This window comes from Pseudohongiella sp. (genome assembly GCF_040877505.1).
Classification (GTDB): domain Bacteria; phylum Pseudomonadota; class Gammaproteobacteria; order Pseudomonadales; family Pseudohongiellaceae; genus Pseudohongiella.
On sequence record NZ_JBBDNQ010000034.1, the window covers coordinates 105907 to 119516 of the forward strand.

At 57.0% G+C, this 13610-nt stretch carries 13 protein-coding genes; 10 read left to right on the plus strand and 3 right to left on the minus strand.

All coding sequences use genetic code 11. The features are described from left to right. Positions 1-31: 31 nt before the first annotated feature. Together WD071_RS12745 and WD071_RS12750 are read left to right on the plus strand one after the other, a co-directional pair. Positions 32-325 (plus strand): DUF4212 domain-containing protein, encoded by a 294-nt coding sequence (locus tag WD071_RS12745; protein WP_368048761.1) that lies wholly within the window; start codon positions 32-34, stop codon positions 323-325. Further along, positions 322-1995, plus strand: a complete 1674-nt coding sequence (locus WD071_RS12750) for a sodium:solute symporter family protein (RefSeq protein ID WP_368048762.1) — start codon at positions 322-324, stop codon at positions 1993-1995. Before WD071_RS12745 ends, WD071_RS12750 begins: the two co-directional genes overlap by 4 nt. 1 nt (position 1996) lies before the next feature. Here WD071_RS12750 and apbC read toward each other — a convergent pair whose 3' ends face one another. Beyond that, positions 1997-2818, minus strand: a complete 822-nt coding sequence (apbC, locus tag WD071_RS12755) for an iron-sulfur cluster carrier protein ApbC (protein ID WP_368048763.1) — start codon at positions 2816-2818, stop codon at positions 1997-1999. A 160-nt stretch (positions 2819-2978) separates the two neighbouring features. Here apbC and WD071_RS12760 point away from each other — a divergent pair, with 160 nt between their 5' ends. Next, on the plus strand, positions 2979-3596 hold the full coding sequence (locus tag WD071_RS12760) for a hypothetical protein (protein ID WP_368048764.1): 618 nt from the start codon (positions 2979-2981) through the stop codon (positions 3594-3596). A gap of 29 nt (positions 3597-3625) precedes the next feature. On the opposite strand, the gene WD071_RS12765 is transcribed toward WD071_RS12760, so the two are convergent. Next, positions 3626-4243, minus strand: coding sequence for a hypothetical protein (locus WD071_RS12765; RefSeq protein WP_368048765.1), 618 nt, complete (start codon positions 4241-4243; stop codon positions 3626-3628). Between the two features lie 205 nt (positions 4244-4448). Here WD071_RS12765 and WD071_RS12770 point away from each other — a divergent pair, with 205 nt between their 5' ends. From WD071_RS12770 to WD071_RS12780, 3 genes are all read left to right on the plus strand, one after another. Then, entirely contained in the window at positions 4449-5834 is a 1386-nt protein-coding gene (locus WD071_RS12770; protein ID WP_368048766.1) for a hypothetical protein, read from the plus strand. Positions 5835-5902: 68 nt separating this feature from the next. After that, a complete protein-coding gene (locus WD071_RS12775) occupies positions 5903-7141 on the plus strand; it encodes a cystathionine gamma-synthase family protein (RefSeq protein WP_368048767.1) in 1239 nt (412 codons plus the stop codon). 23 nt (positions 7142-7164) lie between these two features. Beyond that, the gene (locus WD071_RS12780) at positions 7165-7509 is read left to right on the plus strand and encodes a Rieske (2Fe-2S) protein (protein WP_368048768.1); all 345 of its coding nucleotides are present in this window, start codon (positions 7165-7167) and stop codon (positions 7507-7509) included. A gap of 6 nt (positions 7510-7515) precedes the next feature. Here WD071_RS12780 and WD071_RS12785 read toward each other — a convergent pair whose 3' ends face one another. Then, complete coding sequence (locus tag WD071_RS12785) at positions 7516-8805, minus strand: aminotransferase class I/II-fold pyridoxal phosphate-dependent enzyme (RefSeq protein WP_368048769.1); 1290 nt, start codon at positions 8803-8805, stop codon at positions 7516-7518. Between the two features lie 319 nt (positions 8806-9124). Here WD071_RS12785 and dksA point away from each other — a divergent pair, with 319 nt between their 5' ends. The 4 genes from dksA to WD071_RS12805 are packed head-to-tail and all read left to right on the plus strand — an operon-like array spanning position 9125 to position 13586. Next, positions 9125-9571: an RNA polymerase-binding protein DksA gene (dksA, locus tag WD071_RS12790; protein ID WP_368048869.1), complete on the plus strand. Its 447-nt coding sequence runs from the start codon at positions 9125-9127 to the stop codon at positions 9569-9571. A 10-nt stretch (positions 9572-9581) separates the two neighbouring features. Further along, positions 9582-10481: a tRNA glutamyl-Q(34) synthetase GluQRS gene (gene gluQRS, locus WD071_RS12795; RefSeq protein WP_368048770.1), complete on the plus strand. Its 900-nt coding sequence runs from the start codon at positions 9582-9584 to the stop codon at positions 10479-10481. A gap of 11 nt (positions 10482-10492) precedes the next feature. Beyond that, positions 10493-10669, plus strand: a complete 177-nt coding sequence (locus WD071_RS12800) for a hypothetical protein (RefSeq protein WP_368048771.1) — start codon at positions 10493-10495, stop codon at positions 10667-10669. Then, entirely contained in the window at positions 10659-13586 is a 2928-nt protein-coding gene (locus WD071_RS12805) for an ATP-binding protein (protein WP_368048772.1), read from the plus strand. The genes WD071_RS12800 and WD071_RS12805 overlap by 11 nt, the downstream gene beginning before the upstream one ends. Positions 13587-13610: the final 24 nt, after the last annotated feature.

Sequence of the window (13610 nt, forward strand, 5' to 3'; positions counted from 1 at the left end):
AAAAAAAATCAATAAAAACCGAGGGTAAGGCATGCGCGATGAACACGCACGGGCATACTGGAAGGCCAACGTCCGGATTCTGATCGTCCTGATGAGCATCTGGTTCTTTATCTCATTTGTCTGCGGCATTCTGCTGGCAGACTTTCTTGATAATTTCCGCTTTGCCGGTTTTAAACTCGGATTCTGGATCGCCCAGCAAGGCTCCATCTACGTCTTTGTTGTTATTATTCTGGTTTATCTGGTCTGCATGGACAGACTGGACGCCCGGTACACGCGTGACAAAAAACAGGCAACAGACAAACAGCAGCCGGAGGATCCGGCATGAGTGTTCAGATCTGGACGTATATCTTTGTTGTACTTTCCTTCGGCCTGTATATCGGCATCGCCATCCGGTCCCGCGCCGGTTCCACCAATGATTTCTATGTCGCCGGCGGCGGCGTACATCCATTGGCCAATGGCATGGCGACGGCCGCCGACTGGATGTCGGCCGCCTCCTTCATCTCCATGGCCGGGCTGATATCCTTTCTCGGGCGTGACGGTGCTTTTTATCTGATGGGATGGACCGGCGGGTATGTGTTGCTGGCCTTGTTACTGGCGCCCTACCTGCGCAAGTTCGGCAAGTTTACCGTACCCGACTTTATTGGTGATCGCTATTACTCCAACAGCGCCCGACTGGTCGCCATTTTCTGCGCCATTTCAGTATCGTTTGTTTATGTCTGTGGCCAGATGCAGGGGGCAGGTATCGTTTTTTCCCGTTTCCTGGAAGTCGACATTACCACCGGCGTCATCATCGGCATGACCATCGTATTCTTCTACGCCGTCATGGGCGGCATGAAAGGTATTACCTACACCCAGGTGGCACAGTACTGTGTGCTGATCTTTGCCTACCTGGTGCCGGCAATTTTCATATCGCTGATGATGACCGGGAACCCCATACCACAGCTGGGTTTTGGCTCCGAACTTACGCCTGAATATGGCGGCGGCTATCTGCTCGACAGACTGGACAACCTGAGCCTGGACCTGGGCTTTGCTGCCTACACTGAAGGACTGCGTCCAACTCAGGACGTGTTTTTTATTACCGCAGCGCTGATGTTCGGCACCGCAGGTCTGCCCCATGTCATCATCCGCTTCTTTACCGTGCCCAGTGTGCGCGATGCCCGCAAATCCGCCGCCTATGCCCTGGTCTTTATTGCCATTCTTTACACCACTGCACCGGCCGTGGCAGCCTTTGCCAAAACCAATTTACTTAATACCGTTAACAATGCGACGTATGAGGACCTGCCCGGCTGGTTCAGCACCTGGGAAACAACCCAATTGATTGCCTTCGACGATCTGAATGCGGACGGTGTGGTGCAGTACTCGGGTGATCCGGCGGTCAATGAACTGACCGTCAACCGCGACATCATGGTACTGGCAAACCCGGAAATCGCGGGCCTGCCCAACTGGGTGGTGGCGCTGGTTGCGGCTGGTGCGCTGGCAGCCGCCCTGTCAACAGCAGCAGGCTTGTTGCTGGTCATCTCCACGGCGGTGTCGCACGATCTGCTCAAACGCAGCCTGATGCCCGGCATCACGGAAAAACAGGAATTATTGTACGCACGGTTGTCAATTTTCGTTGCCATATTGATCGCGGGCTATTTCGGCATTAATCCACCGGGCTTTGTCGCCGAAGTCGTCGCGTTTGCCTTCGGTCTCGCCGCCGCGTCGTTCTTCCCGGCCATTGTGCTGGGTATCTTCTATCGCCGCATGAACCGCCAGGGCGCAATATCCGGCATGCTGGCTGGCTTTTTCTTCACCGCTGCCTACATTGTCTATTTCAAGTTCATATCCCCGGACACCAGCAACGCCGAGCATTGGTGGTTCGGAATTTCACCGGAAGGTATCGGTACTCTGGGCACCTTTGTCAACACGGTGGTTGCCCTGACTGTAAACCGCTTTTACCCGGCACCCCCCAAAGCTGTGCAGGATATGGTAGAGGAAATTCGTCTGCCGGGCTGATTCAGTCATCCGACACCGTTATGGTCGGCGCAGATGACTTGGCACTGTCCAGCTCCGCAACTTTGGCGGTCAGGCGCCGGGCCAGGTCGTGATACGCACTGGCAACGGCGCCATCGGGCCGGGCCAGCAATATGGGTGTGCCGGCATCCGTATGTTCACGGATGGAGAGATCCAGCGGCAATGAACCGATGACACCGACCCCGTAGTCATGCGCCAGTTGCTCGCCGCCGCCCTCGCCGAAAATTGCCTCGGCGTGTCCGCAGTTCGAGCAGATATGTACGCCCATGTTTTCCACGACGCCGAGCAAGGGGACATTGACCTTGCGAAACATTTCTATGCCCTTGCGGGCATCAAGCAACGCTACATCCTGCGGTGTCGTGACAATTACCGCACCGGTGAGACTTACCGACTGCGACAGACTGAGCTGTATGTCACCGGTGCCCGGCGGCATATCGATCAGCAGGTAATCCAGCTCTGACCACAAAGTAAACTTCAGCATCTGATTGAACGCGCCCACAATCATCGGTGCGCGCCACACCATCGCCGTGCTGCCTTCAACCAGATACCCCATTGAGTTGGTTTCGAGACCACAGGCGAGAATCGGACGCATATACTGTTTGTCGACAATCTCCGGCCGCATACCCGAACGAACGCCCAGCATCATGGGCTGACTTGGACCATAGATATCCGCATCCAGCAAGCCGACCCTGAAGCCCTGCTGCTGCAACGCTACCGCCAGATTGATTGTCGTTGTAGATTTACCCACACCGCCTTTGCCTGAGGCTATGCAGATTATGTGTTTGATTCGGGAAAGATTATCCACGTTGTCAGTACTCCTGAAAAAACCGGCGGGTCACGTGCCAGGCCCGGCCACTCCGCCTCGCCGTTGATAATGTCGAACGATAGAAACTTGATCTTGGGCCATATTCCATGTTCTATTAAAGTCCTTGATAATCCTGTCAGTATTAACGGATCTAAGCACAATGTCTGAACTCTGCACCCCAAGCACCCCGACAAAACCGATAATTGCCGCAGGCAACCTGCCTCGCACTATCGCCATGCTGGGATTGCTGGGCTGGGTGTGTATGCCGATGCTCGTGTCGGCGCAATCGAGAGACCCGCTGGCAGCGGCCCAGGAAAGCTTTGAAAGCCCGGTTAAATACGCCATCTATTCCGCAGCATGGCATCTTAACAGCAACGCCGGAATACGTGTGGTCGCTCAGAATCAGAGTGATGCAGCTGTTACTCTGGAAAAAATCGTCTTCCGCGACGAATCCGGCGGTCAGGCAGACGCCGAACTGCAGCTGGATATGGTCGTGCCCGCGCATGCCTGGGCAGAGGTCGAACTACCGTACCAGGATCTGCTGTCGGGAAATGACTGCGTCGATCGTACCATGGAGGATGACTGGAAGCTGGTCGAGATCTCCAACTACACACTCAACCCGTCTGTGCGCGGCCTGATCATCGAGAATACCCGCTCCTTCAGAATCTATCAGTGCGTGCGTAACGTCCGGACTGTTTGGTCCAGCCCCGGTGACGACACCGGGCAATCACAAAACCAGTGGCTGATGTACCATTTTGAGCGCCTGCCACTGGATTGACCCGTCAGCCGGGCTTTGAGCCCCCTCTGCTAGTTCCCCAGTTGCTGCGCTTCCCGCACCAGGGTGTCCTTGCGCGTTTCGAGCTCGGAAATAAGTGACTTCTGCAAAGGCTCCACGGTCCGGCCCTCAGCGTCGACATCTTCATACTTGAGCTGCTCGCTGGCCAGCATCTGAAGCAACTCCTCAGCTGCGGTAATAGCTTCGATCAGTTTGGCATTGGCCTGTTCGCGTCGCCGGATTCGTGCCTCAGCTTCGGTAATCTGCCGCTCCAGTGCGTCGATCCGCGCAGACTGTTGCTCCTGTATACGAGCCCGTTCAGCCGCTTCCTGCTGTGCCTGCAACGCTGCTGCCTGCCGCGCACGCTCAGCGGCTTCGCGCTCAGCGTCGGCACGTGCCTCGGCCAGCTCTGCGCGCTCCCGCTCTACCCGTTCGAGTTCTGCCCGCAATTCCCGTTCAGACGCCTCAGCCGCCAGTCGGGCTGCCTCGGCCTGCTGTGCGCGCTCCGCCATTGCTTGCGCTTCCGCTGCCGCTGCTTCCTGCTGTGCCAGCAGGGCCTCCTGCTCGGCGCGCTGTCCTGCACAGGCTGACAACACCAGCAGTAACACCAGACCACCCAGGCGCAATGGTCTATTTACGAATTTATTCATCGGTATACCTTTGAGAATCTTCGAATCCAGCACGTACTTTATAATGACTGGGTGCACGCTGGCCAGTGCCGCACGAGGAATCCTGTTGAAACCCTCATTTTAAGCCGCGTAACAGGCATATGGACTGAAAATTCGCTTCCAGTTACTTTATAATCGACTTTTGCCATTGACGCTCCATTGGCCGCCAGCCTTCGGACCCCGCGACATGACGCCACCCACAGGACGCCATCAACAGAAAGGCATTCACTATGACGGCACAGCAATGACCCTACTGCGCATTCGAAGACTGCTGACATGGCTACTGACATTGGCAACACTGGCACTGTTGCTGCTCGCCCTGGCCTCTGTCAGCCTTCGCCCTGCCGTGCCACATCCGGGCACTCTGTCCAGTACAGATATCCGCAGTATCGAACAGCTTATCGTCGACAACAGCCCGGCGCAGTTCCGCAGCCGGGGCGAGCGCGACCTGAGCCTGGATACAGACGAATTGAACCTGCTTGCCGCGTTTGCCATGGCAAACGTGCCTCAGATGCAGGACGTCGCCGCTCGGTTCAAACTTGAAGGCGATCATGCCCGGGCCTGGATGAGTATTCCGCACCGGATCGGCCCGCTTACGCTGTATCTGAATCTGCGCGCCCGCTTTGCCCAGGATCAGGGCAGAGCACGCCTGATTTCACTGCATGCCGGCCACCTCCCGATTCCCCACAGCATTGTCCGTGTCGCCGAAAACCTGGCCGGTGACAGACTGGAGACTGCCAGCGCTGCGAGCCAGGAACTGGCCGAGCTGAGGCATGGCGTCAGTTCGATTGCGCTGGGTGACGACCTGCTGCACCTGACACTGCAATGGGAACCCGAGGTATTGGCGCAACTGCGATCCCAGGCACGCCAAATCTTCGTCAGCGAAGATGACCGTCAACGCCTTTTGAGTTACTACGCCCATATCGGCGATATCGCCCGTGAAGCCGCACAGCATGGCAGAACAGTATCACTGCAGGCATTCCTGCCCGACCTGTTTGCCCAAGCCAGCGAGCGCTCGGGCAGCACCAGCGCGGTCGCCGAAAACCGCAGTCTGCTGCAGGCATTGTCCCTGTACGTCAACAATCTGAGCATCCATGAGTTGCTGGACGGCGTTGCCAATGACAGCGTTTATTCACCCCCCCAACTGCGCGTCACGCTATATCAACGGCAGGATCTGGGTCGACACTTTGTCAGTGCGGCAGCCATTGCCGCTTCTGCGGGCGCCGGCATTGCCGAGGTTCTGGCCAACAGCAAAGAAGTGTATGATGCCCGGTACACAAGCGGATTCAGCTTCAGTGACATGACGGCCAATATAGCCGGTCTGACCATGGGCGAAATGGCCACTCAGAATGAACAGATCGCGCGCGAATTGCAGTTACGGCTGCGCGATGTCAGCGCCGAGCAAGACTATATTCCGGAGCCGGATACCGAGGGTGACGGCATGTCGGAGGAGACCTTTACTGAGTACTACAGTGATCGCAACAGCCCGCGCTATCGGGCCCGGCTAGGTAATATCGAGACCATGGTCAACTCGCTGCCGCTGTATGCGACACTGAGCACGGAAGCACCGTGATCATCAGACAAACAGCAACACACAACCGCGCGACCTGCAATGGCACGTCCACAGGATAATCAGAACCGATGAGCAACGACGACCGCAGCGGGTTCACAACCTGCAACCTGCACGCCGACCGGGCCGACAAGCCTGAGCACGGTGTATTGCATAAACCCATTCATACCTCGGTGGCTTATACCTATGAAGACGCCCGCGACCTGGCGGCCGTTTTCCAGGGCAAGATGGCTGGCTACAACTATGGCCGTCAGCAAAACCCCACTGTAAATGCATTGCAGACACGCATCACAAAAATGGAGCAGGGTATCACCAGCACCGCGTTCGCTACCGGTATGGCAGCGATAGGGTCAGCGCTGTTTGCACTGCTGCGCGCAGGCGACCACATGATTGCCAGTGCCTTTCTGTTCGGCAACACCAACAGTCTGTTCAACTCGTTCCGCAACTTTGGCATTGAGGTCAGCTTTGTTGACACCACCTCTGCCAGTGCGGTGGCTGACGCCATACAGGACAACACCAGACTGGTGTTTACCGAGACCATCGCCAACCCGGTCACTCAGGTAGCCGACCTGACAGGTATCGGACAACTGTGTAAACAGCACGGCCTGATCTACATCGTTGACAACACCATGACCTCCCCCTGGTTGTTCCGGCCGATCAGTGTCGGCGCCAGCTTCATTGTCAATTCGCTGACCAAAACTATTGGCGGCCACGGCAATGCCCTGGGCGGCATGCTGACCGATACCGGTTTGTTCGACTGGAGCAGCTACGACAATATTTTTGACACTTACCGCAAGGGTGACGTCAAACTCTGGGGCACCACACAGGTTCGCAAAAAGGGTCTGCGCGACTTTGGCGCCACCCTGGGACCGGAGGCGGCACATCATCTGGCGGTCGGCTCGGAAACCCTGCCACTGCGCATGGACAGGGCCAGCGAAAACGCGCAACTGCTGGCCGAATTCTGTGACCAGCACCCCCGCATCAAAAAAGTGTACTACCCGGGTCTGCCGCACCACCCGCAGCATGAACGCGCCAGGTCTCTGTTCAGAAAAACCGGGTCCATCATGAGCATTGATCTGGCGGACGATATCGACTGTTTCGATTTCCTGAACAAGCTGCAGTGTGTCATCTCATCCAGTAACCTGGGCGATACGCGAACGCTGGCTATTCCAGTGGCACACACCATCTTTTTTGAAATGGGCGCAGAACGCCGTGCCTCCATGGGCATTGGCGACAACATGATCCGCCTGTCCGTTGGTATTGAAGACATTGAGGACCTGCTGCATGATTTTAGCCAGGCGCTGAGCTGAGCGCCCGGAGGACAAGTGACAACATGATTACCCTGTGCCATCAGAATGATATTGAAGAAGGTCGTGCCAAAGGTTTTGAGGTCAACGGCAAGTATCTGTTTGCCGTCAAAAAGGAAGACCGGATTTACGTTTACTACAACTATTGCCCGCACCTGGGCACACCACTGGAGTGGCTGGAAGACCAGTTCATGGATCCGGACGGGATATTCATCCAGTGCTCTACTCACGGCGCACTGTTTGTGGTGGAAGATGGCCAGTGCATCTCAGGCCCGTGTCGCGGCAAGTCACTCAAAACCATTGCCCATGAAAGTGGCAATGGTTTTATCATGGTCAACGAAGACGATATCGCACTGCTGGGCAGAATCTAGCAGGATTCAGCGCAGGGCCAGTTGCAGGCGCTCGGCCGCCAGTTCAAGCCGCGGCAGGCTGTTGGTAAAAGCGAAACGCACATACTTGTGAGCATCATGTCGACCAAAGTCGGTGCCTGGCGTCACCGCAACTCCGTGCTTCTCCAGCAGCATCTGACAAAACGCCTCACTGTCATCAGCAAAGCGTTCAATGCCCGCGTAACAATAAAACGCGCCATCGGCTTGCCACGGCAATGTAAAACCCACCGAGCGCAGGGCATCACACAAAAAATCGCGACGCTGCCGGAAGGCCTCGCGGCGTTGCTCCAACACCTCTGTCACATCCGCATCAAACGCACGCAAGGCCGCATGCTGGGCCGGTGTCGGGGCTGCGATAAACAGATTCTGCGCCAGAATATTGGCCGTCGCGGCCAACGCCTGCGGCACCACCAGCCAACCAACACGCCACCCGGTCATGCCAAAATATTTTGAAAAGCTGTTCACTACCAGATTGTTGGGACTATAACCCAGCGCGGTTGGCAAATTAGCCATGGTCCCAGCGGCTGGGCCATCTGATGCGCCTGCGGCTGGGCTATTTAACGCGCCTGCAGCGGCGCCATCTAATGCGCCTGCAGCTGGGCCATCTAACGCGCCTGCAGCGGGGTCATCTAAATAGTCCAGCCCCTGATATATCTCATCCATAAGCAGGTGCACATCGTGCGTTGACGCCCAGTCACTCAGTGTTTTGACTTCGTCGGCCCGAATCACCGCGCCTGTTGGATTGGCTGGCGATGCCAGCCACAAACCCTTGACTGAGCCGTCATATACCGTGTCAAGCTGGGCGGGGGTCGGCGCCGGACTGCCAGGCGTCACAGGCGGCAGCAGCACGGCCCTGCCACCCACCAGATGCACATAATTGCGATTGCACGGATAAGACGGATCAGGCATGAGGACAGTGTCGCCCGCATTCAGCAACAGGTTGGCAGCCAGTACCAGGGCACCGCTTGCCCCGGGTGTTACAAGTATCCGGGAAGGGTCGACGGTCACCCCATGATGATCAGCATAAAAACCGGCGATTCGCTCACGCAGTGCAGGCAGACCGGCGGCCGGTGTGTAGGCAGTATGCCCCAGCTCAAGCGCTTTGACGCCAGCTGCCACAATTTGGGGAGCCGTCGCGAAATCCGGCTCGCCTACCTCCAGGTGCACAATATCGGCGCCGGCAAGTTCAAGCTGCCGGGCGCGCTCCAGCACATCCATGACACGAAACGGATTAATCAGGCGGGTACGGTCCGCCGCCACGGGTCGGAAAACTGACATAAACTGCCTTTATAGTGTCCCTTTGGTCAATAACAAAAGAGGCTGGCCACAAGAGCGGCGAACATAGCATTTTTTCTGGCCTGGACGCCAATAATCTGGTAGCTTACTGCGCTTGCCGTATTGGACCCGCCTGCGCCGGAGCGCGCAGTGCCCGATCCGGCCTAGTTTCTGTTGGCAAGCGCGCAGGATCGCGCTACTGTTGAGAGTACAATTCTGTCCACCCTGTTCTGCCTTCCGGATCCTTTTGCCGGGCAGTATAAAGCAGGGGCAAGGCGTCAGAATTCTGGAAAACCCGCAAGGGTACGAGGCCTGGTTAACCATGTCCAAGAAAGAAGCACCTGCTGTTAACGCGTCAGTGTTGAAAAACTTCACTCCCTATAAAGCGAAAAAGGGAGAGGAGTACATGAACGAAAAACAGCGGGAACATTTCAAAATGATCCTGCGCCAGTGGCGCAATCAGCTAATGGAAGAAGTAGACCGCACCGTACATCACTTGCAGGATGACGCGGCCAACTACCCCGACCCCGCCGATCGCGCCACCCAGGAAGAAGAATTCAGTCTGGAGCTGCGCACGCGTGATCGTGAGCGAAAACTGATCAAGAAAATCGACTCCACTATCGAGAAGATCGCCCAGGACGATTACGGTTTCTGCGAATCCTGCGGCATCGAAATCGGCATTCGACGCCTGGAAGCACGGCCTACCGCTGACAAGTGCATCGATTGCAAAACCCTGGATGAAATTCGCGAGAAGCAGTGGGGCGCCTGACCCGGTCCTGATGACTGCCGCCAGCGACAACATCATTGGCCGGTTCGCCCCCTCCCCCAGCGGCGCTCTTCATTTTGGTTCTCTGCTCGCCGCACTGGCGAGTTTTCTGGACATCCGCTCTCGCGGGGGCCAGTGGCTGCTGCGCATGGAAGACCTTGATCCGGCGCGCGAACCACCGGGCGCCGCGGATCAGATTCTGTTTACCCTTGAAGACCTTGCTTTGACCTGGGACGGCCCGGTGCTTTACCAAAGCAGTCGGCTGGAAGCCTACTCGACAGCACTGGCAACGCTTTCAACCCGGGATTTGATCTATCAGTGTGACTGCTCACGACAGCGCGTCCGGGCCTTGGGCGGGGTCTACGACAACCTGTGCCGTGCACGCCTGACGCCACCGGCGGGCAGCAGCGCCACACGCTTCAAAGTATCGGACGTTCTTTACACACTGGAAGATCGCATACAGGGCCACTTCAGCCAGAGCCTGGTTCAGGAATGCGGAGACTTTGTCTTGCGTCGACGCGACGGCCTGTTTGCCTACCAGTTGGCAGTCGTGGTCGATGATCACTACCAGGGCGTTACCGACATTCTGCGGGGACATGACCTGCTGGACTCCACTCCCCGACAGATGGCCCTGCAACAGGCTCTGGCTTGTCCACAGCCAACGTACGCCCATATTCCGGTTGCAACCAATCAGCAGGGCCAGAAACTCAGCAAACAGCATTTTGCCCGCCCGTTGCAGCGCAACAGTGCCAGCGACTATATGTACGAAGCGCTGGCTTTTCTGCGCCAGCGGCCACCCGCTGAGCTGCGCAAGGCGCCGCCGACCGAACAGCTGGCGTGGGCAATACCAAACTGGGATATACAGCGCGTACCCAAGTTAGCTACTATTCCTGTGAATTCTTCGTTCAGTTGACAACACAGACCATGTACATACCACCATCAACGCTGATTTTTCTGGTTTTTACCTACCTGCTGTTTCTGCTCAGCGTAGACTGGGCCCTGAACGCAGATGGCGCCTGGTACCGACCTTTTATCATCTGCTTTGCCGTCATAGCGCTGGCCGCCTGGGCGTACCGGGAACAGAACGCCGATGAGCTTTGAACTCAGCACCCTGTTTGCCATCGGGATCGGTTATCTGGGCATTCTGTTCGGAATTGCATTCATCACCGAAAAAGGCTGGATTCCGGAAAAAATTGTCCGTCACCCCGTTGTTTACGTTCTGTCTCTGGGTGTATTTGCCAGTGTCTGGTCTTACTTTGCCGCCACAGGTAACGCCTTTCGCGACGGCTTTGGTTACCTGGCACCGTTCATCGGTATTTCGCTGGCGTTTCTGCTATCCCCCATTTTCCTGCGCCCGATTCTGAACCTGACCAAAACCTACCAGCTCAGTTCACTGGCCGATTTACTCGCGTTTCGTTATCGCAGCCCATGGGCCGGCACGCTGACTACACTGGTGATGATGATGGGCGTCATGCCACTGTTGTCGCTGCAGATCCAGGCCGTTGCCAATATTGTTGGCCTGTTGTCGCCGGACGCATCGCAGACCACCCTGGCACTGAGTTTCTGCATACTGATCACCCTGTTCGCCATTTTCTTTGGCACCGGCAAAGGCTCAGGCCGGGAACGCCACGAAGGCCTGGTGATGACCATCGCCTTTGAATCACTGGTCAAGCTGGTGGCACTGCTGCTGGTGGGCGGTTTTGCGGTCTACACCGGTTTTGGCAGCATGGACGCCATGGATCAGTGGCTGCGGGAACAACCCGAGCTTCTGCGCCAGCTGAAAGAGCCCGCCGCGCCCGGCACTTTCCAGGTCATGGTACTGGTGTTTTTCACCGCTGCGGTTGCCACCCCGCAGATGTTCTACATGACATTCCACGAGAACAACCATCCGCGCGCCCTGACCATCGCCAGCTGGGGACTACCGCTGTATTTTCTGCTCCTCAGTCTGCCGGTGCTGCCCATTCTCTGGGCCGGGCTGAAAGCCGGCAGCGCCAACCCCATGGAGTACTTCACCGTGACGCTGGGCATGGACTACGGCTCGGAGCTGTTTACCCTGATCGGTTTTGTCGGCGGGCTGTCGGCAGCCAGCGGCCTGATTATTGTCATTACGCTGGCGCTGTCTACCATGTGCCTGAACCACCTGATCCTGCCAGTCTGGCAACCGACCGCCAAGCAGGACATTTACCGCTGGCTGCTGTGGAAACGACGCCTGTTAATCACCGCCCTGATCTGGGGCGGCTTTCTGTTCTACTACATGCCCAGCGACAATCAGAGCATTCGCGCGGTCAGCAACATCGGCTTGATTGGCAGCCTGCAGTTCCTGCCGGCGATCATCGCGCTGCTGTACTGGCCCCGGGGCAACAAAAAAGGTTTCATGGCCGGGCTGGCCATCGGCACCGCCATCTGGTTCATCTTCCTGGTACTGCCAGTGGTGGCCGGCACCAACTTTGTCACGCTGGGCGGCCTGAACACGCGCGAAATCGTCGCTTTGTCACTGGTCTGCAATGTTGCCATGTTCATGCTGGTATCGGTGATGACACGCAGCTCCAAGGAAGAACGGATTTCAGCCGATATCTGCTCGGTGGACAACCTGCGCCGACAGCGCCGCGCCGGCCTACGTGCGGCATCAGCCGAAGAGTTTATCAGTCAGCTGACCAAACCTCTGGGCGAACGAACCGCCACTCGCGAAGTCGTTCAGGCTTTGCGCGACCTCAATATGGAGCGCAAGGACACCCGTCCGCAGTCCTTGCGCCTGTTGCGAAGCCGGCTGGAGGCCAACCTGTCCGGCCTGCTGGGACCGGCCATTGGTCATGACCTGATCGACCGGTTTCTGCCCTTCTCATCCAACAGTGAGCCCGGCACCACCGATGTCACTACCATTGAAAGTCGCATCGAGGCCTATCGCAGCAACCTGTCCGGCATGGCGGCAGACCTGGACAACCTGCGCCGCTATCATCGGCAGATTCTGATGGAGCTGCCTCTGGGGGTGTGCTCCCTGGGCCCCGAGGATCAGATCGTGATGTGGAACCACGCCATGGAAACGCTCACCGGCCTCAACAGCGACGAGGCCGTTGGTCTGCACATCAGCGAAATCGGTCAGCCCTGGTACAGTCTGATCAACAATTTCCGCAGTGCAGAGTCTGCCCACCTGCACAAACAGACCATCAACGTTCACGGCAGCAAACGCTATATCAGCCTGCACAAGGCTGTGATCGAAAAATCCGCCAGTCAACGCATACGCCAGGACGGTGTTATTGTGCTGCTGGAAGATCTGACCGAAACCGAATTGCTGGAAGAAGAGCTGGCGCACAGTGAGCGACTGGCATCTATCGGTCGACTGGCCGCTGGCGTCGCCCATGAGATCGGCAACCCGATCACCGGTATTGCATGTCTGGCCCAGAATATCCGTGACGAAACGCAGAATGACGAGTTGCGTACCATGGCCCGGCAGATCATCGAACAGACTGACAGAACCTCAAGGATCGTTCAGTCACTGGTCAATTTTGCCCACAGCGGCAGCCATAACAAAACCGAGCGGCGCCGGGAAGTGGTCAGCATTGCCGAGTGCGTGGAAGAGGCCATCACACTGGTGTCGTTGAACAAGAAAGGCAAGGAAATCGGCTTTGAAGTTCAATGCAATGCAGATGCACGCTTGCTGGGAGACTCTCAACAGCTGCTGCAGATCCTCGTCAACCTGATAAACAATGCCCGTGACGCCAGCCCACCGGACAGTATCATCAGGATTGAGTGCGAGCGCATAGCAGCCTCAGTGCAGGTCAGCGTCAGCGACGAAGGCAGCGGTATTCCCGACGAACTCAAGGATCGGGTTTTTGAGCCGTTTTTCACCACCAAGGAGCCCGGCGATGGGACCGGGCTGGGCCTGGCGCTGGTCTACAGCCTGGTTGAAAATCTTGACGGCCATATTGATATAATGAACGCCACAGAGCGCCAGGACTACCCCGGAACACGGGTAATCCTGAGTTTTCCCTGTTATGATGAAACCACACGCGAAGGCTGATCGAATCAATCCGGCCGGCCGCAA

Bases quoted from the DNA above. Each gene is read 5' to 3' on its own strand.
- WD071_RS12805 (WP_368048772.1), top strand. From the start codon at position 10,659: ATGAGCTTTGAACTCAGCACCCTGTTTGCCATCGGGATCGGTTATCTG.
- dksA (WP_368048869.1), top strand. From the start codon at position 9,125: ATGTCCAAGAAAGAAGCACCTGCTGTTAACGCGTCAGTGTTGAAAAAC.
- WD071_RS12765 (WP_368048765.1), bottom strand. From the start codon at position 4,243: ATGAATAAATTCGTAAATAGACCATTGCGCCTGGGTGGTCTGGTGTTA.
- WD071_RS12770 (WP_368048766.1), top strand. From the start codon at position 4,449: ATGACGCCACCCACAGGACGCCATCAACAGAAAGGCATTCACTATGAC.
- WD071_RS12750 (WP_368048762.1), top strand. From the start codon at position 322: ATGAGTGTTCAGATCTGGACGTATATCTTTGTTGTACTTTCCTTCGGC.
- WD071_RS12745 (WP_368048761.1), top strand. From the start codon at position 32: ATGCGCGATGAACACGCACGGGCATACTGGAAGGCCAACGTCCGGATT.
- gluQRS (WP_368048770.1), top strand. From the start codon at position 9,582: ATGACTGCCGCCAGCGACAACATCATTGGCCGGTTCGCCCCCTCCCCC.
- WD071_RS12785 (WP_368048769.1), bottom strand. From the start codon at position 8,805: ATGTCAGTTTTCCGACCCGTGGCGGCGGACCGTACCCGCCTGATTAAT.
- WD071_RS12800 (WP_368048771.1), top strand. From the start codon at position 10,493: ATGTACATACCACCATCAACGCTGATTTTTCTGGTTTTTACCTACCTG.
- WD071_RS12780 (WP_368048768.1), top strand. From the start codon at position 7,165: ATGATTACCCTGTGCCATCAGAATGATATTGAAGAAGGTCGTGCCAAA.
- WD071_RS12775 (WP_368048767.1), top strand. From the start codon at position 5,903: ATGAGCAACGACGACCGCAGCGGGTTCACAACCTGCAACCTGCACGCC.
- WD071_RS12760 (WP_368048764.1), top strand. From the start codon at position 2,979: ATGTCTGAACTCTGCACCCCAAGCACCCCGACAAAACCGATAATTGCC.